This window comes from Pseudomonas sp. Y39-6 (assembly GCF_023651955.1).
GTDB classification, from domain to species: domain Bacteria; phylum Pseudomonadota; class Gammaproteobacteria; order Pseudomonadales; family Pseudomonadaceae; genus Aquipseudomonas; species Aquipseudomonas veronii.
The window spans coordinates 2,600,915-2,627,271 of sequence record NZ_CP069594.1; the positions used below are offsets into that span (position 1 = coordinate 2,600,915).

21 protein-coding genes and 3 pseudogenes are annotated in these 26,357 nt (G+C 54.4%); 12 read left to right on the plus strand and 12 right to left on the minus strand.

All coding sequences use genetic code 11. The features are described 5' to 3' along the window. The first annotated feature begins 16 nt into the window (after positions 1-16). The 5 genes from nosZ to JN756_RS12070 all read left to right on the plus strand — a co-directional run bounded on the left by nosZ (position 17) and on the right by JN756_RS12070 (position 5,563). On the plus strand, positions 17-1,954 hold the full coding sequence (gene nosZ / locus JN756_RS12050; protein WP_057447876.1) for a TAT-dependent nitrous-oxide reductase: 1,938 nt from the start codon (positions 17-19) through the stop codon (positions 1,952-1,954). A gap of 86 nt (positions 1,955-2,040) precedes the next feature. Further along, positions 2,041-3,282, plus strand: a complete 1,242-nt coding sequence (locus JN756_RS12055; protein ID WP_156395608.1) for a nitrous oxide reductase family maturation protein NosD — start codon at positions 2,041-2,043, stop codon at positions 3,280-3,282. Then, positions 3,279-4,202 (plus strand): ABC transporter ATP-binding protein, encoded by a 924-nt coding sequence (locus tag JN756_RS12060; protein ID WP_013692876.1) that lies wholly within the window; start codon positions 3,279-3,281, stop codon positions 4,200-4,202. The genes JN756_RS12055 and JN756_RS12060 overlap by 4 nt, the downstream gene beginning before the upstream one ends. Further along, positions 4,199-5,029, plus strand: coding sequence for an ABC transporter permease (locus tag JN756_RS12065; protein ID WP_057447878.1), 831 nt, complete (start codon positions 4,199-4,201; stop codon positions 5,027-5,029). Before JN756_RS12060 ends, JN756_RS12065 begins: the two co-directional genes overlap by 4 nt. 24 nt (positions 5,030-5,053) lie before the next feature. Next, positions 5,054-5,563, plus strand: a complete 510-nt coding sequence (locus tag JN756_RS12070) for a nitrous oxide reductase accessory protein NosL (protein WP_013692878.1) — start codon at positions 5,054-5,056, stop codon at positions 5,561-5,563. Between the two features lie 122 nt (positions 5,564-5,685). On the opposite strand, the gene JN756_RS12075 is transcribed toward JN756_RS12070, so the two are convergent. From JN756_RS12075 to norV, 3 genes are all read right to left on the minus strand, one after another. Continuing rightward, positions 5,686-6,000: a c-type cytochrome gene (locus JN756_RS12075; RefSeq protein ID WP_013692879.1), complete on the minus strand. Its 315-nt coding sequence runs from the start codon at positions 5,998-6,000 to the stop codon at positions 5,686-5,688. A 735-nt stretch (positions 6,001-6,735) separates the two neighbouring features. Continuing rightward, the gene (gene norW, locus JN756_RS12080) at positions 6,736-7,863 is read right to left on the minus strand and encodes an NADH:flavorubredoxin reductase NorW (protein WP_013692880.1); all 1,128 of its coding nucleotides are present in this window, start codon (positions 7,861-7,863) and stop codon (positions 6,736-6,738) included. After that, entirely contained in the window at positions 7,860-9,302 is a 1,443-nt protein-coding gene (norV, locus tag JN756_RS12085) for an anaerobic nitric oxide reductase flavorubredoxin (protein WP_013692881.1), read from the minus strand. Before norV ends, norW begins: the two co-directional genes overlap by 4 nt. Positions 9,303-9,465: 163 nt before the next feature. Between norV and norR the strand changes: the two genes are divergently transcribed. The 4 genes and pseudogenes from norR to JN756_RS12105 all read left to right on the plus strand — a co-directional run bounded on the left by norR (position 9,466) and on the right by JN756_RS12105 (position 13,583). Beyond that, the gene (gene norR, locus JN756_RS12090; protein ID WP_013692882.1) at positions 9,466-10,989 is read left to right on the plus strand and encodes a nitric oxide reductase transcriptional regulator NorR; all 1,524 of its coding nucleotides are present in this window, start codon (positions 9,466-9,468) and stop codon (positions 10,987-10,989) included. 431 nt (positions 10,990-11,420) lie between these two features. Next, positions 11,421-11,771: a hypothetical protein gene (locus JN756_RS12095; protein ID WP_013692885.1), complete on the plus strand. Its 351-nt coding sequence runs from the start codon at positions 11,421-11,423 to the stop codon at positions 11,769-11,771. Positions 11,772-12,016: 245 nt separating this feature from the next. Beyond that, positions 12,017-12,400, plus strand: a pseudogene (locus tag JN756_RS12100) (hypothetical protein); the annotation flags it as partial. Between the two features lie 586 nt (positions 12,401-12,986). Beyond that, the gene (locus JN756_RS12105; RefSeq protein WP_442962251.1) at positions 12,987-13,583 is read left to right on the plus strand and encodes a tyrosine-type recombinase/integrase; all 597 of its coding nucleotides are present in this window, start codon (positions 12,987-12,989) and stop codon (positions 13,581-13,583) included. A 41-nt stretch (positions 13,584-13,624) separates the two neighbouring features. Here the strand turns inward: JN756_RS12105 and JN756_RS12110 are convergent, their stop codons facing one another. Both JN756_RS12110 and JN756_RS12115 read right to left on the minus strand, forming a co-directional pair. Further along, a complete protein-coding gene (locus JN756_RS12110) occupies positions 13,625-15,547 on the minus strand; it encodes a methyl-accepting chemotaxis protein (protein ID WP_057005552.1) in 1,923 nt (640 codons plus the stop codon). 542 nt (positions 15,548-16,089) lie between these two features. Beyond that, the gene (locus tag JN756_RS12115; RefSeq protein ID WP_046383999.1) at positions 16,090-17,100 is read right to left on the minus strand and encodes a zinc-dependent alcohol dehydrogenase family protein; all 1,011 of its coding nucleotides are present in this window, start codon (positions 17,098-17,100) and stop codon (positions 16,090-16,092) included. A gap of 56 nt (positions 17,101-17,156) precedes the next feature. On the opposite strand from JN756_RS12115, the pseudogene JN756_RS12120 reads away from it, so the two are divergent. After that, positions 17,157-18,140 (plus strand): annotated as a pseudogene (locus JN756_RS12120) (tyrosine-type recombinase/integrase); the annotation flags it as partial. Between the two features lie 378 nt (positions 18,141-18,518). On the opposite strand, the gene JN756_RS12125 reads toward JN756_RS12120, so the two are convergent. After that, on the minus strand, positions 18,519-18,809 hold the full coding sequence (locus tag JN756_RS12125; protein WP_046383998.1) for a DUF1330 domain-containing protein: 291 nt from the start codon (positions 18,807-18,809) through the stop codon (positions 18,519-18,521). A 38-nt stretch (positions 18,810-18,847) separates the two neighbouring features. Beyond that, positions 18,848-19,864 carry a zinc-dependent alcohol dehydrogenase family protein gene (locus JN756_RS12130; protein ID WP_057005554.1) on the minus strand — a complete coding sequence of 339 codons (1,017 nt, stop codon included), beginning with the start codon at positions 19,862-19,864 and terminating at the stop codon, positions 18,848-18,850. A gap of 87 nt (positions 19,865-19,951) precedes the next feature. Here JN756_RS12130 and JN756_RS32100 point away from each other — a divergent pair, with 87 nt between their 5' ends. Continuing rightward, positions 19,952-20,857 (plus strand): LysR family transcriptional regulator, encoded by a 906-nt coding sequence (locus JN756_RS32100; RefSeq protein WP_079443481.1) that lies wholly within the window; start codon positions 19,952-19,954, stop codon positions 20,855-20,857. Between the two features lie 171 nt (positions 20,858-21,028). Here the strand turns inward: JN756_RS32100 and JN756_RS12140 are convergent, their stop codons facing one another. Continuing rightward, positions 21,029-21,469 (minus strand): hotdog fold domain-containing protein, encoded by a 441-nt coding sequence (locus tag JN756_RS12140; RefSeq protein WP_057005557.1) that lies wholly within the window; start codon positions 21,467-21,469, stop codon positions 21,029-21,031. A gap of 135 nt (positions 21,470-21,604) precedes the next feature. On the opposite strand from JN756_RS12140, the gene JN756_RS12145 reads away from it, so the two are divergent. Then, on the plus strand, positions 21,605-22,225 hold the full coding sequence (locus JN756_RS12145) for a TetR/AcrR family transcriptional regulator (protein WP_046383995.1): 621 nt from the start codon (positions 21,605-21,607) through the stop codon (positions 22,223-22,225). 106 nt (positions 22,226-22,331) lie between these two features. Here JN756_RS12145 and JN756_RS12150 read toward each other — a convergent pair. The 4 genes and pseudogenes from JN756_RS12150 to JN756_RS12165 all read right to left on the minus strand — a co-directional run. After that, positions 22,332-22,589: pseudogene (locus JN756_RS12150) on the minus strand (winged helix-turn-helix transcriptional regulator); the annotation flags it as partial. A 288-nt stretch (positions 22,590-22,877) separates the two neighbouring features. Next, positions 22,878-24,086, minus strand: coding sequence for an MFS transporter (locus tag JN756_RS12155; RefSeq protein WP_057005560.1), 1,209 nt, complete (start codon positions 24,084-24,086; stop codon positions 22,878-22,880). Positions 24,087-24,174: 88 nt separating this feature from the next. Next, positions 24,175-25,197 (minus strand): alpha/beta hydrolase, encoded by a 1,023-nt coding sequence (locus JN756_RS12160; protein WP_108525624.1) that lies wholly within the window; start codon positions 25,195-25,197, stop codon positions 24,175-24,177. Positions 25,198-25,242: 45 nt separating this feature from the next. Further along, positions 25,243-26,292 carry an NAD(P)-dependent alcohol dehydrogenase gene (locus JN756_RS12165; RefSeq protein WP_108525622.1) on the minus strand — a complete coding sequence of 350 codons (1,050 nt, stop codon included), beginning with the start codon at positions 26,290-26,292 and terminating at the stop codon, positions 25,243-25,245. Positions 26,293-26,357 lie beyond the last annotated feature (65 nt).

Sequence of the window (26,357 nt, forward strand, 5' to 3'; positions counted from 1 at the left end):
CAATGGAGCAGCAACCATGACTGACAACAAAACGAATGCTGATCATGAACCTAAGGAGGCAACGCAGGAATTTAAATCGCCCGGCCTTAGCCGTCGCGGTTTTCTCGGTACCAGTGCGCTTGCCAGCGCTTCGCTAGCCGGTGCATCGGCACTTGGCAGCGTGGTCTTCACCCGCGAATCCTGGGCGGCTGCGGCTAAGGATGCGAAATCGAAAATTCACGTGGCGCCGGGTGAACTGGACCAGTATTACGGTTTCTGGAGCGGCGGCCATCAGGGCGAAGTGCGGATCATGGGGGTTCCATCGATGCGCGAGTTGTTACGCATACCGGTATTCAACGTCGACTCTGCCACCGGTTGGGGGCTGACCAACGAAAGCAAGCGGATACTGGGTGATAGCGCAAGATTCATGAATGGCGATTGCCACCATCCACACTTGTCCATGACTGACGGTAAGTACGACGGCAAGTACCTGTTCATCAATGACAAGGCCAACTCCCGGATCGCGCGCATTCGCCTAGACATTATGAAGTGCGACAAGATGCTTACTGTGCCCAACGTACAGGCGATCCATGGCCTACGGCTGCAAAAGGTGCCCCATACTCAGTATGTGTTCGCCAACGCTGAGTTCGTTATTCCGCATCCCAACGACGGTAGCACCTTCGACTTGCAGGATAAGAACAGCTTCACAATGTTCAACGCTGTCGATGCCGAGAAAATGGAGATGGCCTTCCAGGTGATCGTCGACGGCAACCTGGACAACACCGACGCTGACTACACCGGCAAATACGCCGCCAGCACCTGCTACAACTCCGAGAAGGCCTACGACCTGGGCGGTATGATGCGCAACGAGCGCGACTGGGTGGTGGTGTTCAACATCCCTCGCATCGAAGCGGCGATCAAGGCCGGCAAGTTCATCACCCTGGACGGTTCTAAGGTCCCTGTGGTCGATGGGCGCAAAAGCGACGGCAAGGATTCTGAATTTACCCGCTATATCCCTGTGCCGAAAAATCCTCATGGGCTCAATACCTCGCCTGACGGCAAATATTTCATCGCCAACGGCAAGCTCTCGCCTACATGCACAATCATTGCAACTGCCAAGCTCGACGATTTATTTGATAACAAGCTCAAAGACCCACGGGACGTGGTAGTCGGTGAGCCTGAACTGGGACTGGGGCCGTTGCACACCACCTTCGACGGCCGCGGTAACGCCTATACCACCTTGTTTATCGATAGCCAGGTAGTGAAATGGAACATGGAAGAGGCGATCCGCGCCTACAAGGGCGAGAAGGTCAACTACATCAAGCAGAAACTCGATGTGCAGTACCAACCCGGGCACAACCATGCGTCACTGACCGAAACCCGTGATGCCGACGGCCAGTGGCTGGTGGTGCTCAGCAAGTTTTCCAAGGATCGCTTCCTGTCGACCGGTCCGCTGCACCCGGAAAACGACCAGTTGATCGATATTTCCGGCGAGGAGATGAAGCTGGTGCACGACGGCCCGGCCTTCGCCGAACCACATGACTGCGTCATGGCCCGTAGAGACCAGATCAGGACAAAAAAGATCTGGGACCGCAACGATCCGTTTTTTGCAGAAACCGTGGCTATCGCTGCGAAGGACGGAATTAAACTGGAGACTGATAACAAGGTTGTCCGAGAGGGCACGAAAGTTCGTGTCTATATGACTTCTATGGCCCCTGCCTATGGAATGCAAGAATTTACCGTAAAACAAGGCGATGAGGTTACTGTGACGATAACTAATGTCGATAAGATTGAGGATGTCTCTCACGGCTTTGTCATGACTAATCATGGTGTAAGTATGGAGATTAGCCCGCAACAAACATCCTCGATAACTTTCATTGCTGACAAGCCCGGTCTGCATTGGTACTACTGCAGTTGGTTCTGTCATGCACTGCACATGGAAATGGTTGGGCGTATGAAAGTCGAGCGAGTTTAACGGGCCCCCGCGCTGCCAAGAAGGAAAATGCAGTGTCTAGGCATCTCTCGTTCAAGAAGCGATGGGCGTTAACTCTATTTTCATTGATGTTAACGTCCCTCGCATATTCGTCGCCTCGGCCCATCACTGAATTGTTAATGCATGCAGAGGGCGCCAACCGCTGGAGACTTCCTTTAGGAGAGTACAAAGGCCAATTTACTATTGAGCAATCTATGCAGATAGTTTGTGATAAAGGTGCGGTCTTTGACGCTGAAGGTGCTGGGAACGTGCTTTTTATCAGTGCGCCCGATGTGCGCGTCGAAGGCTGTACTTTGCTCAACTGGGGGCGCGACATGACAGCGATGAACGCTGCGATTTTCATCGACCCTCAAGCGACAGGTGCGATGATACGCAACAATACAATGAACGGGCCGGGATTTGGTATATGGGTGGATAGGGCACATGACGTCAGCCTGATTGACAACGATATTGAAGGCGACCCGAGCATTCGCTCCCAAGACCGCGGCAATGGGATTCATCTGTATGCCGTGCACGGCGCCAAGGTTATCGGTAATCACGTGCGACAGACCCGGGACGGGATCTACATCGATACCTCGAACGGCAACCTGCTGCAGGGCAATACTTTGGAAGACCTGCGCTATGGCGTGCACTACATGTACGCCAACGACAACCAGTTGCTCGGCAACACCACCCGCCGGACACGCACCGGTTATGCCTTGATGCAGAGCCGCAAGCTGATGGTGATTGGTAACCGTTCCGAGCAGGACGAGAACTATGGCATCCTGATGAACTACATCACCTATTCCGAGTTGCGCGACAACTTCGTCAGCGACGTGCGCAGCGGCTCCGCCGACGGCGGTATGGTCAGCGGTGCCGAGGGCAAGGCGCTGTTCATCTACAACTCGCTGTTCAATGTCATCGAACACAACCATTTCGAGCGCAGCGCCGTGGGTATTCACCTCACTGCTGGCTCCGAAGACAACCGTATTGCCGACAACGCCTTCGTCGACAACCAGCAGCAGGTCAAATACGTCGCCACCCGCACGCAGGAGTGGTCGGCCGACGGTCACGGTAATTACTGGAGTGATTACCTGGGCTGGGATCGCAATAACGATGGGATTGGCGACGTGATCTATGAGCCCAATGACAATGTTGACCGCCTGCTCTGGTTGTACCCGCAGGTCCGTCTGTTGATGAATAGCCCGAGCATTCAACTACTGCGCTGGGTGCAGCAAAGTTTCCCGGTGACCAAGTCGCCGGGGGTCAAGGACAGCTATCCGTTGATGAATCTTCCGACCATGCCCCAGACACAGCAGCCGAACTTATGAACGCAGTCGACATTGAAGGGGTCAGCCAGCGCTACGGCAGCATGACCGTGCTGCGCGACTTGACCCTGAGCCTGGGCGAAGGTGAGGTGCTGGGCTTGTTCGGCCATAACGGAGCCGGCAAGACCACGGTGATGAAGCTGATCCTGGGACTGCTCAAGGCCAGTACCGGTCAGGTGCATGTACTCGGTTGCCGCCCTGCACAAGCCGAGGTGCGTCGCCAGTTGGGGTACCTGCCGGAAAATGTGACGTTCTACCCACAACTCAGTGGTCGCGAGACCCTGCGCTATTTCGCCCGCCTCAAAGGCGCCGCGTTGACACAAGTGGACGAGCTACTGGAGCAGGTCGGTCTCGCCGACGCCGCAGACCGGCGGGTGAAAACCTACTCCAAAGGCATGCGCCAGCGTCTGGGGCTCGCCCAGGCGGTGCTCGGTGAACCTCGCCTGTTGCTGTTGGACGAACCCACGGTGGGTCTTGACCCTATCGCCACCCAAGAACTTTACGTGTTGATCGACCGTCTGCGTCAGCGGGGCGCCAGCATCATCCTCTGTTCCCATGTGTTGGCGGGGGTCGAAGCGCATATCAATCGTGCGGCCATCCTGGCCAATGGCTGCTTGCGGGCGATCGGCAGTCTGGCCAGCCTGCGTGAGGAGGCTGACTTGCCGGCGCGTATTCGCGTCAGTGGGCTGGCCCAACGCGAGCAGTGGCTGCAGCGGTGGAAGGCCGCTGGACACATCGCTAGTGCGATGGAGGGCAACGGAGTCGAGGTGATGGCGATCAACGGTCACAAAGTCGATCTGCTGCGCCAGTTGTTTCACGAGGACCCACCGCAGGATATCGACATCCTACAACCGTCCCTTGAGGACCTTTACGGCTATTACATGAGTCATGCAAGCGCCGCCACTGAAGGCACTCATTCATGACGCAGATTTGGAGTATCGCCGCCAAGGAGTTCAGCGACGGCCTGCGTAACCGCTGGCTGCTGGCAATCAGTCTGTTGTTCGCCGTTCTGGCGGTGGGAATCGCCTGGCTTGGCGCGGCGGCATCCGGGCAAGTGGGTTTCACCTCGATCCCGGCGACCATCGCCAGCCTCGCCAGCCTGGCGACGTTTCTGATGCCACTGATAGCGCTACTGCTGGCCTACGATGCCATCGTCGGGGAGGAGGAGGGCGGCACGCTGATGCTGCTGTTGACCTACCCGTTGGGTCGTGGCCAGATCCTGTTGGGCAAGTTTGTCGGTCATGGACTGATTCTGGCCTTGGCCACCTTGATTGGATTTGGTTGCGCCGCGGTGGCCATCGCCTTGCTGGTCGATGACGTCGAGTTGGGGCTGCTGCTCTGGGCGTTCGGTCGCTTCATGGTGTCTTCCACGCTGCTGGGTTGGGTCTTCCTGGCGCTGGCTTATGTCTTGAGCAGCAAGGCCGGCGAGAAATCCAGCGCCGCCGGGATGGCGTTGGGCGTGTGGTTTCTCTTCGTATTGGTATTCGACCTGGCGCTGTTGGCGTTGCTGGTGCTCAGCAAGGGCCGGTTCAACCCGGACCTCTTACCGTGGCTTCTGCTGCTCAACCCGACTGATATCTATCGCCTGATCAATCTCTCTGGTTTCGAGGGCAGCGGTAATGCCATCGGCCTCATGGCATTGAGCAGTGATTTACCGGTGTCGATTTCGCTGCTCTGGCTATGCCTGCTGCTCTGGGTTGGCGCTTTGCTGTTGTTGGCTTATTGGATGTTTCGCCGTCGGCTGACTTGATTCATTACGCTCGAGGCTATTGCGATGAACACTCTGTACCTGATCGGAGCCCGTGCCCTGGTCATCATTATCTGTTTGGGGTTGGCGGCTTGTAATGATCGCGCAGAAGAAAAGCAAACCCTTGCGCCGGTGGCTTTCCATCAGAGCGACGAGTGTCATGTCTGCGGCATGGTGATCGCCGACTTCCCGGGCCCCAAGGGTGAAGTCGTGGCAAAAGGTTCAGTCAAGAAGTTCTGTTCCACCGCAGAAATGCTTGGCTGGTGGCTTCAGCCAGAGAATCACCTCACTGAGGCGAAACTGTATGTGCACGACATGGGCAAAAGTACTTGGGAGAAGCCCGACGACCATTACTTGATCGATGCCACCCAAGCCTACTATGTCGTCGGGACCCGGCTCAAAGGTTCCATGGGTGTGGTCCTGGCGTCATTTTCCGAGGAGGCCGCCGCGCGCAAGCTGGCCAGCGATCAGGATGGCAGAGTATTGCGATTTGAAGACATCGATTTAACGCTTTTACAGCAAACGCCTGCGCTGTAACTGAGCCGCTTCCCTGAGTAGGGCTGTCTGAGGAACTTACCGAACCGACTCGCAGAAGAGAGCTGGACCCACTTCTGCGATTTTATTGGCGGTCGGATTGCGGTACCTTGCTTTAGCAAAAATTATTTGAGCGTCAAGATCCAGTCTGCCAACGTTTTCGCTTCTTCGTCGGTTACTTGGTTGGCCGGCATTGGCGCGGCGCCCCATTTTCCAGAGCTACCTTCCTTGATGCTTTTTACCAGGGTGGCCGAGGCATCAGCTTGTCCGGCATATTTAGCTGCGATCTCCTTATAACTAGGACCGACTAGTCTCGCTTCGATCATGTGGCAGCCTACGCAGGGTTTGCTCTTGAACAGTGCTTCGCCATCAACGGCTTGGGCTGGTTGAAGGTTCAGCAAAGTGCCAAGGATAAAAAGATGCATAAGTTTTTTCTTCATTTTTTATTTCCTCATCTGGGTGTGCTTTGCTAGTACCGCTTGTCAGTAATCTGTATCGTTTTAATCAATCAATACAGCATCCGCGCGGGTCAGCTTCGGATGCAGTGGAAAGTGTAGTTGAGGCTCCGAGATTTTCAATAAACTTCTGTAGGGATTTCTGAGTATCTCGACTGAGGCATTCACTTTTATGGTGGGATCGCTGCAGTTGGTCGTTCAGATATGTGACATTTTAGCGAAGCTCGATGTTCGGTACGATTTGTTAGTTTTGTCAATGTCTCCCAAAATCATCATCCAGGATCAAGGTTTTTTGCCGAAAATATAATTATAATTCAGTGGGTTGGATGCTAGCGTAACTCAAATTTCGCTTCGGATTTTGTGCTGAAAGTTTGTGGTTGTTCAAAGGGTTGGAATCAATGGCGTATGGTATAAATTTAAATTTTGCAGCCGTCGGTTATTTTAAGGAGCTAAAATTCAGGCGAGCGCAGGGTGTTGAATTCAATGGCTGGTGTAATGACAGGAGTGATCAATTGCCGATAGGAGTTCGCCCATTGAACCCAACTGTTTTTTCACACCGTCTGAATTAGCTGAAGGAAAGATGCATGGTGGTGGCATGCGCTAGGCTCAATTAGCCGAGATGATCTGTTGTTTTTTTTGAAGCCGATCTGGTGATTGCAGACCGGCATCGATAAGCTGGGAAAGAACAAAAACACTCAGTGCGATTGGTTGGCCTGACAACTAAAGTTGCCGCAACAATGCAAAAGCCTGCTTCATTTGATCTTCACTAACGACGAACGCCCGCAGCCCCCCTGCCATGTCAAGCCCCTTGGCTACCAAGCCCTGTGACTCAAGGCTGATCTGCCATTGCAAGTCCTTACGGCTGGTCTCTCCGGCCAGGTGCAGCGGCATTTCCGGGGTCTTGATCTTTATCAGCATCGCCGGAAGCTTCACTTGCTCGTTGCCGCCGAGTGCGTTACGCGCCAAGGTCATGGCGCTTAATTGAATAGGTTGCAGAAACGGCAATAGCTTGCCCTGGATTTGCGCGCAATCGCCAATGGCGAATATGTGTGGATCAGATGTACGCATGCAATCATCAACGTCAATCCCACGATCCACCCGCAGTCCAGCCTGCGTTGCTATTGTCGTATTGGGCTTCAACCCGACAGAGGCAATGATCACATCGGTGGTAATTTGCCGGCGATTGGATAGGGTTGCCAACAGGCTATCGTCTTTCTTTTCAATGGATTCTAAAGACTGGTTGAATACCATTTCCACGCCCATCTGGCATAACCGGTGCTGCAGGCGGCTACTCACCTCGACAGGCAACAACGACGCTAACAGGCTGCAGGCTTGATCCACCAGTGTCACCAGCTTTCCGGCCCGATTCATATCCATGGCCAGTTCACTGCCAATTAAGCCTGCCCCTAATATCAACACGCGTTGCGCCGCTCTCAGAGCATGTTGCGCATGACGGTATTCTTGTTGACTGTTCAGTGTCGCCATCCATTCGTGCCCGGGAATCGCGGGAACTATGGCTTGTGCGCCCATGGCAAGAATCAGTTTGTCGTAGCTAATGGTTTCGTTACCCACGCTAATACGCTTGTTCAGGCGATCAATTGCAGTCAGATGGCGATCAGCATTAAGGGTCAGCCCATACATGTCGGCAAAGTCCACCGCAGATTGGCGAGTCATGTCGTCCGCGGTCTGATTAAGACTGATGACGTGACTCAGGTCAGGCTTGTTGTACTCGTCGCAACTGTCTGCGGCGAGCAACCGAATGGGCACCGCTGCATCGAGCTTGCGCAAGTTCTTGACGACCTGACGAGCTGCGAAGCCAGAGCCTACAATGACAATTTCCTTGTTCATTTCGCCTCCGCAGCAAGCTCATCGAACACCGATTTGCCCATTGAGCATTCAGGGCACAGGAAGTAATCAGGAACGTCACACCAGGCGGTACCGGGCTGCACGTCTTGCATAGGTTCGCCAATCGCAGGGTCGTAACACCATTGACAGACACTGCACCGCATGCGCGGGCCGCTGTCCGAAATCGCTTCTACCGGGGCAGTTGCCGTGACTGCGGGGCTCGTGAGACATGCGTGTGTAGGTGGATTCAACGCCCATTGCATGGCTATTTCGCGCCCATGGGCGCGGCAAACCTCAAGCGAGTCACCGTCCGGTCGCCACTTGGCTTTGAGCGCCAACGTGGTTTCAAAACCCGCATCCATCAAGCGCGTCTGAATACGGTCTACCGCTCCGCCATTCCAGCCGTAACTGCCAAACGCCGAAGCCTTTTTATTACGAAAACGCAGCCCGGTTATTTCTTCCAGGAGGGCGGCTACCTTTGGCATCATGACGTTGTTCATGGTGGATGAGCCGACCAAAACGCCTTTTGAACGGAATACATTGGTCAAGATTTCATTTTTGTCGTGGCGCGAGACGTTGAAGATCTTCACCGCTACACCTGGATCGACTTCGTAAATGCCTTGTGCGATGGCGTCTGCCATCATGCGTGTATTGTTCGACATGGTGTCGTAGAACAGCGTGATGCGGTCTTCTTGATAATCCGCCGCCCATTCCAAGTAGCGGTGCACAATCTGCGTCGGATTATCTCGCCATACCACGCCATGAGCAGTGGCAATCATATCGACCGGCAGATTAAAACCGAGGATCTCGGTAATTTTGGGAATGACCAAGCGACTGAATGGCGTGAGAATGTTGGCGTAGTAGCGTTGGCATTGTTCGAACAGTTCATTTTGATCCACTTCATCATTGAACAGGTGTTCGTCGCAGTAATGTTGGCCAAAGGCGTCGTTGCTAAACAGTACGGCATCACCAGTCAAGTACGTCATCATGCTGTCCGGCCAATGCAGCATTGGTGTTTCCACGAAAATCAGCTGTTTGCCATTGCCGATATCCAAGGTATCGCCGGTATGTACGACGTTGAAATTCCACTCTGGATGATGGTGATGACCGTTGATCGAGTCCACGCCATTGGCGGTGCAATAGATCGGCGTATGGGGTATCAGTGCCATCAACTCTGTCAGCGCTCCCGCGTGGTCCTCCTCCGCATGATTGATGATAATGTAGTCCAGCGTGTTCAAGTCTATTTCCATCGCCAGGTTCTGTATGAATTCCCGGCTGAACCTATGATCGACGGTATCAATCAGTACGGTCTTTTCTTCCCGGATCAGGTAGCTGTTGTAACTGCTACCTCGATGGCATTTGTATTCTGTGCCGTGAAAGTCGCGCACTTCCCAATCGCGCTGGCCGACCCAATGAATGTTGTTTTTTACGTGAATAGACATGTCCTTACCTCGGTATCGAAATGAAGTTCTATACCGGAGGAGGGCAACGTTCGTGCCATGTCTTAACCTATTGATTTATAAGTAAAAAATAAACTATGCTTGTCTTTATGACAAAGTCCAATTACTGTCCATATGACTAATTTATTGTCAAAGTGACAAAGCCATGAGTCTCTCCGTTGAATCCCTCACAGGCATTGCTATCCAGCTGCAAAGCGGTATGTCTCATCAGGACCGCTTTCAACGTCTGATCAATACCTTGCGCCAGTTGCTGGGTTGCGACGCCTCTGCCTTGTTGCGTTATGAACAGCGACAGTTTCGTCCGCTGGCGATTGACGGTTTGGCGCCAGATGTACTGGGGCGCCGCTTCAGTCTTGACGCACACCCGCGACTGGAAGCCATCGCTCGTGCCGGTGACGTGGTGCGCTTTCCGGCAGAGAGTCACTTGCCCGACCCCTATGACGGACTGATACCAAACCAGCAAGATCTCAAAGTGCATGCCTGCATTGGGTTGCCTTTATTCGCGGACCAGACATTGATTGGAGCGCTGACGATAGATGGCATGGACCCGTCGCAATTCGATCACTTCAGCGACGAAGAGCTGCGGTTGGTAGGAGCCCTCGCTTCTGCTGCATTGACCAATGCGTTGTTGGTGGAACAACTGGAAAGCCAGACCATTACTCCTCCCTCCGTCAGTAGCATCCCGGCGGGTAAGCCCTGTACCGAAATGGTAGGGCTCAGCGACGCAATGCAACAGTTGAAAAGAGAGATCGAGATGGTGGCGGGTTCCGACCTGAACGTTTTGATCACTGGGGAAACCGGAGTCGGTAAGGAATTGGTGGCCAAGGCCATACATGAAGGTTCATCCCGCTCTGGTAAGCCAGTCGTCTATCTGAACTGCGCTGCGCTGCCGGAGTCAGTCGCCGAGAGTGAGTTGTTCGGCCATGTAAAAGGGGCGTTCACAGGCGCTATCCATCATCGCACCGGTAAGTTCGAAATGGCTGATAACGGCACATTGTTTCTCGACGAAATCGGTGAGCTGTCGCTGAATCTGCAAGCGAAACTGTTGCGGGTATTGCAATACGGTGATCTGCAACGGGTCGGTGATGATAACGTCCTGCGGGTCAACGTACGGGTGCTTGCCGCGACCAATCGAGATCTGAAGCAGGAGGTGTTTAACAATCGGTTCCGTGCGGACCTGTTCCATCGTTTAAGCGTATTTCCTGTCCATGTACCACCACTGCGTGAGCGTGAGCAGGACATCACGTTGCTAGCTGGCTTCTTCTGTGAGCAAAGCCGGGAGCGCATGGGGTTGAAACGGGTGGCTTTGGCTGCCAATTGTCTGTCGTGGCTCAAAAAGTACACGTGGCCAGGAAATGTGCGCGAACTAGAGCACGCGATTTATCGAGCGACAATCATTGCTCGAGCAACCCAGCAAAGTGACGAACTGCTGCTTGAATCACAGCATTTCAATCAAGTGCTCGAGCAGGTCGACATGCCGCCTGTTGCGCTGGACGTTCCCTTCCTCAAAGTGGGCCAGGGACTGCGGGATGCGACGGATGACTTCCATCGTCAGCTGATTGAAAACACGTTGAAAAAGTGCATGAGGAACTGGTCTGCTTGTGCTCGAATGCTGGATTTAGACGTGGCCAACTTGCACCGACTGGCGAAGCGGCTTGGTTTGAAATAGTAATCCCTGCCGGTCTGGGCTATCCAGCCAGAACCCAGCGCTGATTGAAGGGGCGGCTGCAGGTCAATGATGTTGCCGCTGACCCAAAATTTTTTTCAGTAGTCCCCCCCTCATAAAGCTGGGCCCAATACAAATCTCCACCAGCCGACCGGTCACCCCGCAAGAGCCCAGTTACTTCAAGCAGTCGGGCGAATTTGGCAGCGCTCACGATCATCAATGCGTTATTTAGATCTTCTGACCTGCTGCTGTGACATCGTCCAGGGCGCGCCCAATAAATAGTCATATTGACTAAGCCTTTGTCATTGTGACTAATTTTTGGTTGGGTCATGATGACTATTTCTATTCTAACTATTTGATATGTAACAATAAAATTATTGGCCCGCTTTGTGTATTAAGTAATGCAATTAACGTCAATATGAAAGGGCAATGTTATGACTCGTTCAATCGCGCTTGGTTTTACCATGTACCTAATGCTGGTTCCGTTGTGCCAAGCAGACCAGGTAATCCGTGAAGTTCCCGACACAACCGCCGGCAAAGGCTTCGGCGCCTTGACGGGACTGATGGTTGGAGCGGCAGGTGGCCCGATAGGTATATTAGTCGGCGCAGCCGGCGGTTTTTTTGCAGGCAGCGCGTTGCAGGCAGGGATTGGAAAGTCTGAAACCGCTTATGAAGTGAAAAACGCGCAAGGCGAAATAAGTACAGTGCGCTCACCCAATGCGAGTTTTGCAGTGGGGCAACAGGTAACGCGTAAAGGTGCTCGTTTGGTGGCATCCGACGAGTAAGAAAAGCTTAAACAGTTTCAGGTGATAAACTAACTCCTTTTAGACCCGCTTGCGGGTCTTTTTTTGGTGCGCCCAGCATGGGCGCAATCTTGTGGGTGAAAGTCCCGCCGTAAGCTGACCACAGCGAATGAAGTGAAGCGCAACTGCATGAGGGCGACCGAGTGTGGGGAGGAAGCGTGGAGCGAAGCCGTGAGCCGATGAACAAGAACCGGATATAAGGCGAAGCCGACCAGGGTGAGCGGGCGATGTCACCGCGCAACCCCGGCACTGATGAACTGGTGGCTTTCGGCGGTTACGACGCCACTTACAACGTCGCCAGTCGCGGCAACTTGTACGTGGCGGATGTGAGCTACGACGTTGGCGGCAAGTACCTGTTCGATCAGATCAGCGGTGTACAGCTGTACGCCAACTACAGTGCCTTCGATAAATCCGCAGACGATTTCAAGACCTCGCAACGGATGATTTTCGGCACCTCGTTCTCCCTCAGCAAACTGTGGATCGCCACGGAATGGTTGTACGGCAAGAATGATCCGGTCATCGGTGGCAGCAGCCTTACCCAGAGTCTGGGGGCTGGTGGTAGTGATCAGTGGGAAAACCAGTTGTATATGAATATCGGCTATTACTTCTGAGTTGGATTTTCTGGGCAACAGCCCTGACTCTTGTTCCCAAGCAGCCTCGCTCCCACTAGTTGAACGCATAAACTGCGGGAGCGAGCCCGCTCGCGAATGTCCAAAACAACATTTGCATCTGCCTCATGAAGCGATTGGCTAAAGAGAACGGATGATGGGTGACATAGACGCACTGAAACATTCTACGGATGCTCGCGTAGACCCGATGGCAGAGCTGGGAATCATGCCTCTGGTCCTTGATACCCCTCCAAAACAAGTCCAGAATCAAGTCTTTCCCTGCTTCGGCAAGAAAAGAAACCCTTTAGATTTCAATGGGTCGGACGCCAGATACGAGTCTCGTTTCCCGCTCCAAACATAGCGCTACAGAGTTCCACTGAATTCTGTCAGCGATCGAAACAAGGACCTTCGGGTCCTTTTTTCGTTCCGGCGGGAACCGCTGACATCCAGCACCGTCCAGTGCTTTTAAGTCCCGATTTAAGTCCCGAATGAGGATCTTGGATTTGGATATGCACTGAATCGGTTTTTTGCTGGAGCAGCTTGGATAGCGAGACGAGCATCCGCTCCTGAGTCTGTTCAGGCGCTCGCTATGGCACTCTCGGATACGACCGTTCGGCAAGCCCGAATCACCGGCAATGACTACACGCTAGGCGACACGGATGGGCTTGCGCTCAACGTGACGGCCCGCGGCGGGAAAATCTGGCGTTTCAATACTGCTGGGCGGGCGTACAGAAGCGTATGTCTCTCGGTAGTTATCCGCAAATCAGCCTCAAAGAAGCCCGTGCGCGACGTGATGAGGCGCGCCTTGGTCGCCCAAGGCATCAATCCCTATGAGCACCGTAAACAGCAGCGTCGTGCTGTTCGTTTTGCGGCAGAGCAGGCCTTCGAGGCCGTGTTCAATCAATGGGTGGAGTTCCGCAGGCTAAGCCTGAAGGAAGGGCGCCAGAGCACGCTCTCGCAAATCTTGAGAATCTTCAACAAAGACGTGCTGCCCACACTGGGCGGGCGGTCTATCTACGATATCAATCGTCACGATCTGCTGGATTTGCTGAGCAGGATCGAACAGCGCAAGGCCTTAACGACAGCTGAAAAGTGTCGGGCCTGGTTAAATCAATTGTTCCGCTATGCGTTGGTAAAAATCGAGCATAGGCTGGAGATGTCTACGATGCTGGGGGCAGTCCAATGAGCTTGCAAAGTGTCTAGAGAGTCCGTGGCGATTCACATCGGTCAAACTTTGAAGTGACTGACAAGTTGCTGTAACTGTACCCCCAGGCGCGCGAGTTCGATACTGGAGGCCGCTGTCTCCTCACTAGCTGAGGCGGTCTGCTCAGACACGTCGCGTACACTCAAAATGCTGCGGCTTATTTCCTCCGCCACCGAACTTTGTTGTACTGCGGCGGCAGCAATCTGTTGGTTCATGGCTTGAATCCCGGAAACCGTCTGAGTGATGCTAGCTAAAGATGCGCCTGCTTTACCTGCCAACGCCACAGTGCTATCGGTTAGTTCGCGGCTGCTCTGCATAATACTGGACACCTGACGTGTTCCACCTTGCAAGCCTGCCACCAAGCTTTCTATTTCCTCAGTGGACTGCTGAGTACGCTGAGCCAGTCCTCGTACTTCGTCTGCGACCACTGCAAAACCGCGCCCTGCCTCACCTGCGCGAGCGGCCTCAATGGCCGCGTTAAGGGCCAATAAATTAGTTTGCTCAGCCACCGCCTTGATCACGTCCATGATCTTGACGATGCGCCCACTTTCTTGTTCAAGCTTATTCATAGCTTCCGCTGAACGCCCGACTTCGCTGGACAAACGCTCAATCTGGGCGATGGCTTCCGCGACTACTTTGTCACCAGCGCGCGCCTGAGCATCGGCCTCTGATGCGGCAACGGAAGCTTGTTCCGCATTCCGCGCAACTTCATGCACAGTGGCCGACATTTCGTGCATCGCAGTAGCCACTTGGTCGGTCTCGGTTTTCTGGCTATTGACCCCAGCGCTGGTCTGCTCAGTGACAGCTGAAAGCTCTTCCGCTGCACTGGCGATCTGGGTGACTCCATCGCGGATACCACCGATCAGATCGCGCAAGGTACGACCCATGCGCTGAATACCTTGTTGCAGCACACCCAGTTCGTCTCTACGGGTCACGACCATGTTTTGCGTGAGATCGCCCGCTGCAATGCAATCGACCACAGCCAGAGTCTCCTGCAATGGGCGGGTAATCTGGCGGGTGATTATCAGAGCTGCAAGAAGCCCCAATAACATTGCCAAAGCAGTGCAACTCAACTGCAGCGTGCGGGCCTGAGCACTATCTGTTTCAAGGGCGGCCAGCTGTCTGGCATACATTTCATCAGTCAGACGGGTGATGGCCTCTCCGAAATTGACAGTGTCCTGCACGGAGTGGTCGATAGCCCCATTACTGGCTGTAAAATCCTGCACTGAGCGGCGGTAAGCCATCAGAGCGGTTTCCAGTTGCCTGATAGGATCGGCATAGGCGGCACCAAAGGTGTTGTTGAGGGTTTCAATGCCCTTGAGCGCACTATCAAGCTGGCGGGCGGCGGCTTGTTCCGTAGTGCTGTTGGGATTGCCGGTGTAGCCACGAACTTCATAACGCACCAGCGCGACATCCTCTTTGGCCTTGAGGATGACTTTGTATAACTCATAACGGCGCTGATCAGAGACTGGCATTGCTTCTACGTCATTGATGAGCTTGGCAATCAGCGCGGCGCCTTTGACCGCATTGGTGGCCATTTCCTTACGGGTGGCCGCACTATTGCGATAGGCCTCGCGCATCGTATTAATTGCCATTTGATACTGAGTGGTGGCTTGGTTGATCAGCGCAAGACTTTGCAAGTTTTCAGGTAGCTGCAGTTCTTTTGCGAGGCTTTTTTGCTTGGCGACAAACAGTTCCAGCGCATCCTGGATCAATGCACCTTGTTGCTCGTCACCCTTGTCCACCTGATACTGAAAACGGGCCCTCCGTAGATGATCAAGACGGTTGCCGAGTTCGGTGATGCCGGCCATTCGATTACTACGGTCAATCATTTTTCCCAAGCTGAACCAGCTGGTCGCGGCAAGGATGGCGGTTAGAAGGAGTACAACAGCAAAGCCCAAGGCCAGCTTGAGCATGACGCTGATATTCGCGAGCCAAGAGTTCATAGCGTTCCTTTGGTAATCAGCCGTGACCGATGAAAACTGGCGCGGTCATCTGAGAAGGGGGGGTAGGTATAATCAATATTGATATGGATGATTGGATGAATATAGCACAGTGATGGCGCGGTGCCATCACGAGCTTTTAATGATTTCGACGATACGTGTCAGAATGGCGACAGCTAGAAAAATGAATCGCCCAGGATTCTCTAGACACCTTGCAAAAAGTTATACAAGGTGCTCGATTTCGTAAAAGGGTGGTGGCCGGCCTATGCAAGTCGGCATGCAATCCTACCGATCAATCACTACGCTCCACCCTGAAGCCTCTCTAGGTGGTTTTGACATCTGCCGCACTCAGGAGAAAGTCCGGTTAGCGCATTGCTTTCAAGACAGGACGGTTGCAGAGGTCGCATACGCCGTCATGAACAGTGAGAGGCAACTATTGTGGGTGGGTTTTTCCAACATTGAGGTCTGAATGACGAACCTTGCAAGCCGTGAAGAGCTAATCACATGGCGAACCTTAAGGTCTTCTCATGCACAGTTATGCGCGCTTAGATATCCAGACAAATTTTGCCGAAATGCTTGTTGGTTTCCTGATACTTGAACGCTTCGACAATCTCGTTCAAAGGGAAATGACGATCAATAATCGGACGCATACCATTAGCATTGATGGCTCGGATCATGTCTTGCTGCTGGCTGCGGCTGCCCACCAATACACCCTGCAGACGTACTTGCTTGATCAGTGCGGGTACAAAATTCATTGCACCGCTTACGCCACTCAGTATCCCGATGATGGAGATGTGACCAGCAACCCGAGTTGCAACCATCGATTGCTCGAGAGTCGCGGGGCCGCCGACTTCTATGATGTGATCAACACCACGGCCACCCGTTAGAGCGCGTGCAGTTTCACCCCAGTTAAGGTCTTTGCGGTAATTGATCACATGATCAGCGCCTAGTCCTTTCAGACGTTCAAGTTTTTCGTCGCTTGAAGAGGTAGCAATGACGGTAGCGCCGGCCAATTTAGCGAACTGCAGAGCGAAAATTGAAACGCCGCCAGTGCCTTGGACGAGCACGGTGTCGCCCGGCTTGAGTGAGTCATCGGCCATCAGGGCGCGCCATGCAGTAAGGCCGGCAGTGGTGAGCGTGGACGCTTCAGCATGGCTGTATCCGATAGGCGCGAGAGTGAACGATGTGGCTTTGGCCGTCACTTGCTCACGAGCGTAGCCGTCAATGCCATCACCTGGCACGCTAACAAAACCCTCAACCAGTGGCGCACCATTGATCCACTCAGGGAAGAATGTACTAACGACCGAGTCACCCACCTTGAATTCAGTGACATCTTCGCCGACAGCAATGACTTCACCTGCGCCGTCGGCCATGGGGATGCGTTTTTCACTAGGCCCCCACATACCGCTGACCACCGCGAAGTCGTGGTAGTTGAGCGAGTTGGCGTGAAGGCGCACTGTGATTTCGCCGCGCGCTGCGGCCCGTACTTCGCTACTGCCAACCACAACCTTTTCATAACCGCCACCGGGTTGGACGAAGATAGTTTTACTGCTCATAGGGGATTCCTTGTGTTTTCTAATTACGCGAAATTACGACCGTTCGGCAAGCCTGAATCACCGGCAATGACTACACGATAGGCGACACGGATGGGCTTGCGCTCAACGTGACGGCCCGCGGCGGGAAAATCTGGCGTTTCAATACTGCTGGGCGGGCGTGCAGAAGCGTATGTCTCTCGGTAGTTATCCGCAAATCGGCCTCAAAGAAGCCCGTGCGCGACGTGATGAGGCGCGCGCCTTGGTCGCCCAAGGCATCAATCCCTATGAGCACCGTAAACAGCAGCGTCGTGCTGTTCGTTTTGCGGCAGAGCAGGCCTTCGAGGCCGTGTTCAATCAATGGGTGGAGTTCCGCAGGCTGAGCCTGAAGGAGGGGCGCCAGAGCACGCTCTCGCAAATCTTGAGAATCTTCAATAAAAACGTCCTGCCCATACTGGGTGGATGGTCTATCTACGACATCAATCGTCGCGATCTGCTGGATTTGCTGAGCAGGATCGAACAGCGCAAGGCCTTATCGACAGCTGAAAAGTGTCGGACCTGGTTTAATCAATTGTTCCGCTATGCGTTGGTAAAAATCGAGGGGTTAGAACACAATCCGGCTTCAGGCCTGGATGTGGTTGCACTTCGCAAACCTCCTGTTACTCACAATCCATTTCTCCGTATGGAGGAGTTCCCGGCCTTGATGGCTGCTCTTCGAAACTACGGTGGCGCCAACCAAACTCGGCTTGGCCTTCGGTTGTTGCTGCTGACCGGTGTCCGCACGGGCGAGTTGCGGCTGGCGACACCCGACCAGTTCGATTTGGAGAAGCGCTTGTGGATCATACCGGCGGAAGTGGTGAAACAACTCCAGCTAGCGATGTGCAAGCCAGGTAAGCAGATCCAAAACGTACCGCCTTATATCGTGCCACTGTCGGTGCAGGCGCTGGAGATAGTGCGCCATTTGTTGGACCAGGTTGTCCCCGCGCAGCGCTACTTATTTGCGCATCGAAGCGACCTGAGCAAGCGCATCAGTGAGAACACTCTGAATGGCGCTACTGTGTCGATGCGAATGTGCTGGAGACGTCGGGTACTCGGATCGGCATGCCGATCGCTGTTGGACTGGTCAGCGACGCGGGTTGCGATCCGGTCGAGACGGGCAATTTGGCCTCGGTCATGCCTTTTCAGCAGGATGGGCCGTGTTGGCGAGCGCACCTTACTGCTCCCCAATTGCGTCGTCGTCTGAGTCTGTCTGACGCATAACCCATCACCATTTTGCCGAGTGTCTCGACGTGTGGTGATGGGCGATCAGGTGACCGGAACTGCCACGTGACCTAGCGAAAAAGCTCGCAGGTTCCCCTGCGCGCTTCATTTCCTGATTAGTAAGCCTAGGTAAGTGTCCTTCGACGGCCGACACAGGGTTCTGGATATCCTCGGTAGGCGTTCTAACTTACTCCGTCTACGACAAACCCTCGATAGACTGCACCCTTGAGCCTGTGTCCAACGATGGACTGATACGCGTCGCCGTGATACCAGGCCTTGGCTTCGTCGAATGTCGGGAAGGAGAAAAGTACAACGCCTTCTGGTAATTCCCCTTCAAACGCCTCAATCCGTTGATAGGCTGAAAGCATCGTGGACTGCAGGCCGGCAAGAGCAATGGTGGCTTTTTGTGCATAGATATCAAGCTCATGCTGATCGAGCGTTTTCTCTCGGATGAAGATTACATAAGCAGTCATGATCTGTCCCGTTAGCTATCGTTGACTGGGTCATCACATCAGTGGCTGATAACGACCTTGCCAAAGACGTCACGTGTCATGAGTTTTTCATACGCCCGCTTGGCGTCCCCAAACTCAAAACGACTGTCGATTACAGGGCTGATTCCATGTGCGGCGATGCCTGCGATCAAATCTTCCAGATCTTGTCGACTGCCCAGGGCGATAGGCTGGTATCGCGCCTGGCTCATGAACATGGACATGAAGTCGACGCTGCCTTCCAAGCCCGCGAGTACCCCAACCATCGAAACCTGGCCACCCACCGCAATGGCTTTGACCGACTCCTGGAAAGTGCCTGAGCCACCCACCTCAACGATGCGATTGACGCCATTGCCGTTGGTAAGCGCCCGGACCTGCTGCGACCATGCGGGATGGGTTTTGTAGTTGATGATGTCGGCTACGCCCAACAGCTTGAGCTGTTCGGACTTCTCATCGCTGGATGTCGTGGCAATGACGCGCGCGCCCAGCGCTTTTGCAAACTGGATGGCGAACAACGAGACGCCTCCCGTTCCCTGTGTCAGTACCGTGTCGCCTGCGCTTACTCCTTTGACCGCAGACCACGCAGTGACCGCAGCACAAGGTAGGGTAGCGGCCTCTTCAAAGCTCAGACTGCCAGGAATGTGGGCCAGAGCGTTTTCTGATGTGACGCGGTAATCTGCCAGCCAGCCGTCGACATCATATGAATACTGGGAATACTTTCCGGTGAACGGCCCGTCAATCCATTCAGGGAAGAATGAGTTCACGACTCGATCCCCAGTGACGAAGCGAGTCACTCCCTCGCCAACGGCGATCACCTCACCTGCACCATCGGAAAGAGGGATGGTGCCCGATGGTACGGGCGCTGTGTAGTGTCCTTGCAGAATGAGGATGTCTCGGAAATTCAACGAGGAGGCGCGTACGCGGACGACGACTTCGCCTGAGGCCGGAGTCGGAATCGCTATGGCACCGTTGACAAGGCCATCGAGCCCGCCAAATTTTTCGAGGTGATAGGCGCGGTTTTGTTTGGTTTCAGCATTCATGAAGCAGTCCTTTCTAGGGGTTGATACATTATTTTCCCCTTGAATGCCGTGGTTGATAATCCACTGCCACCTACTCATACTGTTTAGATGAACTACACAATCGGACGCGGTGAGTTAGATGGGGTTCTCGTGTTCTTGGCGGTCGCCGAGGCGCGCGGCTTCCGGGCGGCTGCGCGCCGCCTTGGCATTACGCCATCAGCTGTTAGTCAGGCGATACGCACATTCGAACAGCGAGTGGGAGTGCCACTGCTGGCACGAACTACCAGAAGCGTCGGACTGACTGAGGCTGGAGCAAGACTGCTGCTTCAAGTGCGGCCTGCTGCTCAGCAGGTACTTCTGGGAATTGAGTCCGCGCGTAACTTCGGTGAGTCTGTAACCGGGCTGCTTCGAATCAGTGTTCCCAGGCCAAGTGTTCCTATGCTGACAGAACGCTTCGTGCCTGGGTTCCTTAGCGCGAACCCGGGAATACAGCTTGAATTTGTCGGTGATGATCACCTGGTGGACATCATTGATGAAGGTTGCGATGCCGGAGTACGACCGCGTTCATATGTACACGCTGATATGGTTGCGGTACCTCTGACCGCTGAGGAACCCAGCATTGTTGTCGGCTCACCGTCCCTGATCGCGCGCTATGCGCGGCCTCTGCTACCTGATGATATCTTGGGCCTGCCGTGCATCACCTATCGGCAGGCGGGTATTGTGCTGGACAGCTGGACATTCAGCGTCTCGGGCGAAAGACACGTAGTGCGCGTCCGTGGTCCGTTGATACTGGATGATGTGGCCGCTTGTATTCACGCCGCGGAGCGAGGGGTCGGATTGTTCATGCTTCCGCGATCTCTCGTTGCGCGCCATATCCACGCTGGAACACTTGAAGTCTTACTCGAAAGCTTCTCGGTGACCTTTCCCGGATTGGCGCTTTATTATCCCAGTCGGCGAAATGTGCTGCCCAAACTTCGTGCATTCATCGACTATGTTTTAGTCAGCAGACCTTGATAAGGGCATTGCAGTTTGAATCGCTCCGGGTTTTCTAGACACTCCCCAAGCTCGCCGTGCAGCGCTTTTCAAACTCTACCGGGACAGTTAATTGTTGAAACCATGACGCATTTTTCATGCTCGCAGCGGGAGCGATTTGGCTCGGCATAACGCCGAGCCTATAGAAAAGGCCTAAGCGATTTTCACATTCATCGTGATTCTGGCAGTGAAAACTTTCACGCCACCCTCGTCGAAGATATCAACCGGAACAAACTTGTCGCCGCCGGTTTTCCAGTCAATACCGCTGCCATCAGCTACAGCTCGAATGCTCGATTTTGCTTTCGCGAGATATTCAACGGTCATGCCTTTCGGAATCCATTTGGCGCCTGAAGGAATCGAAGCGTCAGTCATCATTCCGCCCGCGAGCTCGGCTGCGTTGCACAGGGCTATCGCGTGCACAGATGCCAGATGGTTGGTGATTTCCTTGCGAAACGGCACGTTAACGACTGCATGGCCTGGGCTGAGCTCTGAAATCTCAGGGGCGATCGTGCTGAAGTAAGGTGCCATTTGGCAGGCCATATTGCTGAACGCGGCGGGGCCTACGCTATTGAACATACTTAGAGCTTGACTCATGAGATACCCTCGCGGTTGGTTGCAGAATAATATTCTGTAGCGGAATAATGTTCTGTATTTCTGGAGGCTGTCAAGCCAAGCTTTCTTTACGGTGCGTTCACCCTATAGACTCCGCTTCATTTGGCGTTTCCCCTCATGCATTCAACTGATCTGATCGAGCGTATCTATCCGGGAAGGCGTAGCGAGCTCAAGCGCACAATCCTGCGCCGAGCACTTGCCTGCTTTAACGAGGTAGGCATCGAAGCCACAAACATCGAAACCATTCGGGCTCAATGCGAAACGAGCGTAGGCGCTATCTATCATCACTTCGGCAGTAAAGAGGGACTGGTGGCCGCTCTTTTTTTCGCTGCGCTAGAAGATCAGGCAGCGCTCCGAGATAGCTATTTGCAAAAAGCACAGACGGCTCAAGCGGGTGTAGCAGCTCTGATCTATAGCTACGCTGAATGGGTCGATGAACAACCGGACTGGGCTCGCTTTGTTTTCCAAAGTCGCTACGCCGTCTCAAGTGGGCCTTTCAACGGTGAATTGCTTGAACGCAATAAACAACGCAATAGGCAGTTGCTGGACTGGATGAGTGTCGAGGGCCGCAAGGAACAGTTCAGTCATCTTCCTGTAGAACTCTTACCGTCACTCATCATCGGCGCGACAGAAAGCTATTCGCGTGCCTGGCTTTCCGGGAGGGTCGAAAAAAGCCCGAAGCAGTATCAGGACTTTCTCGCGAAGGCTGCTTGGAATTCGATTACGCAAATTGACTAGATAGCTAACTGACTTTTGAGTAAGCGTTGGAGGTTCTGAATCAGCTGGCTTTCAAGGCGCAGGAGGCACGTCGCACATCACCTCGGCTGCAGTGAATCGCTCAGGTTTAAACCGCCCCATCACCTTTGCGGGTGCTGTTAGCTTTTCGGCCACGTGGATTTGGATTTACGGGGACGCTTTTCCCGTACTCGCTCCACCAGGTGGCGAGTGCCGCCATCGTCGGCCCGAGCGCACTCGCCTTGGCTGTCATCTCATATTCGACGCGCGGTGGTACTTCCGCGAAGACTGTTCGCGAGATACGGCCATCGTTTTCAAGCTCTCGGAGTTGCGCCGTCAGCATGTGTTGTGTGATACCGCTAATCGCAAACGCACAAGCGGAGTTGGGCTATTCAGCCTCCCACCTTGTGCCTTTGATGATCGTGGTCAAAGTACTGGGTCCTGCCACGATTCTCTGGCGCTTTAACGTGGCGCTCAGTGATCTGGCTTATGTCGGCATGTTTTATCATCTGCTGCTCTCCGCCCTAGCACACCTGGGTGTTCGCAAACCCAAAGGTTTTCTCCCGGCAGTCGTAGCACTCATCCTCTTGGCCGCCTCCTTCATGACACAAAACGCTGTTCGCGATAAAAGACGCCTTGGCGTGTCTTGTGTTTTTTATGCGATGTTCACCGATGCAACCGGCTCCCGCGTGGCAGAGCGTGCAGCCAGGAAGGCAAGCACAGCCGCCACGCCCAGCAATGCGGCGCTCAACTCGAAGGTTGCGCGATAGCCGCTCAAGTCAAACACCAGCCCGCCAACGGTTGCACCCGAGGCAATGGCCAGTTGAATGATCGCCACCATTAAGCCGCCTCCCGCTTCAGCAGCCTCTGGCAATGTTCTGGCCAGCCATGTCCACCATCCCACTGGAGCTGCCGTTGCAACCAGTCCCCAGAGACCCAACAAGACAGTGGTGGTGGCCGCCGAACTGCCGAATGAAACGAGCGCCAGTGCGATCACCGCCATCAATATCGGAATGACGATGAGGGTGCGATGCAGGCCATTTTTCAAGAAGGCTTCAATCAGGAAGGTTCCCGCGAGCCCAGCCAGACCCAAGACGAGCAACATCAGCGATAGCGTGGAAACACTGACGTGCGTGACCGTTTCAAGGAACGGGCGCAGGTAGGTAAACAGCATAAACTGCCCCATGAAAAAGACACTGACCGCCACCATGCCTAACGCGACCGGTAGGCTTTTCATCAACTTGAAGACATTCCCAGTGCCCGAACCACTTTGTGACTTCATCGCCGGAAGGCTAAATAGAAGCCAGGCAGAGGCGATCACCGCGACCGGAATAACGCACAAAAATGCACCGCGCCAGCCGATCAACGCGCCAAGGAAACTGCCCAGCGGCGCTGCAATCACTGTTGCCAGAGCGTTGCCGCCGTTGACGATTGCCATGGCGCGAGTGATCTGGTCTTCAGGCACCAGGCGCATGGCGGTTGCGGCCGACAGCGACCAGAAGCCGCCTATCGCTACCCCGATCAACGCGCGACCGATCATGAACACCCAGTAATTCGGCGCGAAAGCGACCACTGTTCCCGAAATGATCATCAGCACAGTCAGTGACAACAGCAGAGGTTTGCGGTCGACCCGCGCCGCCACCGAAGCGATCAGAAGGCTGGCGAACAGTGCAAACAGTCCAGAGACAGAAATACCCTGACCTGCTTGCCCCTCGGTGATATGCAAGTCGGCGGCAATCGGCGTCAGCAGGCTGACGGGCATGAATTCCGATGCCACCAGCACGAAGGCTGCAAGCGACATGGCGAATACGGCGCCCCACGATTGTTCAGCTTTCCGGGGGGCGTGGAGGGAGTGGTTGCTCATTGATTGAATCCTGTCATGCGCGAAGCGTTGCGGCCCCGTAAATGAGGCCGCGAGAGAGAACCGGTGCCCGGCCAGGGGCACCGGCCATTTACTTCAGGTTGCTTTTGAAGAACGAAGTCAACTTAGCGAATGGAATGAGGTTGACCCGGTCGTAAAGATCCACATGTCCGGCATCTGGAATGATCAGCAGTTCTTTGGGTTCGGCAGCGCGTTTGTAGGCGTCTTCACTGAACTCGAGCGAGTGTGCCTTGGCGCCAGCAATGAACAGCAGTGGGCGAGGGGAGATCGAATCTATGTCGTTAAACGGATAGAAGTTCATGAACTTCACGTTGCTGGTCAGTGTAGGCATGGTGGTGGTCTGCGCCGATGCGCCGGCAGGCGTAACCTCGCCACGCGGGGTGCGGTAGAAATCGTAGAACTCGTCACCCACGGCGTTACCGGTCAGCTTCAGCGGCGTGCCGCTGGTATAACGAATTTGACCACCCTGAAACTCTATATCACGCTGCTGCGCCGCCTCGCGAATGATCTGCTGACGTTGTTCCGCCGTTACGCCATGCTTGAGGCCATTACGATTGGCTGCGCCCATGTCGTACATGCTGACGGTGGCGATCGCCTTGAGGCGCGGATCAATCTTGGCCGCGCTGATGGCGAAGCTGCCGCTGCCACAGATGCCAATGACACCAATACGCTCGTGATCAACAAGGGGTTGAGTGCCGAGAAAGTCCACGGCGGCACTGAAGTCTTCGGCATAGATATCAGGCGAGACCGCTTGGCGAGGTGTGCCCGCACTTTCGCCCCAGAAGGACAAGTCCAGCGACAGCGTGACAAATCCCTGCTCGGCCATTTTGGTGGCGTAGAGGTTTGCGCTTTGCTCCTTTACCGCGCCCATGGGGTGGCCAACGATGATGGCGGCGTTTTTCGTTTTCGGGTCGAGATCTTTCGGGGTGAACAAGTTGCCCGCGACTTTCATTCCGTATTGATTGTTGAAGGTGACCTTTTCCACCGTCACTTTGTCGCTTTTGTAGAAGTTGTCTGCACCGTTTGACATATCGGCTCCCATCGAAGAAAAAGAGGTAACAAGTAGCCCGAGGGCGAGAAAAATACCTTTCACTGGATCATCCTTTCGGTTGAGTCGTTACCGGCTGGAGTCTTTCGACTAGCCAACCAATGTGGCGTTGTCGATCACAAAGCGATACTTGACGTCACCCTTGAGCATCCGTTCGTAGGCGTTGTTGATCTGATCGGCTCGAACCAGTTCGATGTCGGCGACGATGTTGTGCTCGGCACAGAAATCCAGCATCTCCTGTGTTTCAGGGATGCCGCCGATCATCGAGCCGGCAATGGTTCGGCGCTTCATGATCAGGTTGAACACGTTGGGTGATGGATGCGGGGAGGCGGGGGCACCGACCAGCGTCAGCGCTCCGTCGCGCTTGAGCAACACCAGAAACGCATCCAGATCGTGGGGCGCTGCGACGGTATTGAGGATGAAGTCGAAGCTCTTGGTATGCGCGGCCATCTCCTCAGCGTTGCGCGATACCACCACTTCGTCCGCGCCCAATTCCTTTGCCGCTTCGCGCTTGGATTCCGATGTGGTGAATGCCACGACATGGGCGCCCATCGCATGGGCCAGTTTGATGCCCATGTGGCCTAGCCCACCAATACCGACCACGCCGACTTTCTTACCCGGCCCGACGTTCCAGTGGCGCAGCGGCGAATACGTGGTGATGCCCGCGCACAGCAGCGGTGCGACGGCGGCCAGTTGTTGCTCGGGATGGCGGATGCGCAGGACGTAACGCTCATGCACCACAACGTTTTGTGAGTAGCCGCCGAGCGTCCAGCCAGGAGCGTCTGGGGTAGGAAAGTTGTAGGTTCCGATCATGCCGTCGCAATAGTTTTCCAGGCCGGTTTCGCAGTCGTCACACTGTTTGCAACTGTCGACAATACAACCGACACCAACAAGATCGCCGACTTTGAAGTCTGCAACATGCGCGCCGACCGCTGATACCCGCCCGACAATTTCGTGCCCCGGTACGCAAGGAAATTGAGTGCCTGCCCATTCGGCACGCACCTGATGCAAGTCCGAATGGCAGATTCCGCAGAAGGCGATATCAATCTGAACGTCATGGGCGGTGGGGGAGCGGCGACTGATCTGCAAAGGCTCAAGGGGTTTGTCGCCCGCATAAGCACCATAGGCATGTATAAGCATGGGAGAGTCTTCCTCGAGGGTGTGTCGAGTAAGCATTTTCCCCCGTTGAGCAGACTCTCTATAGT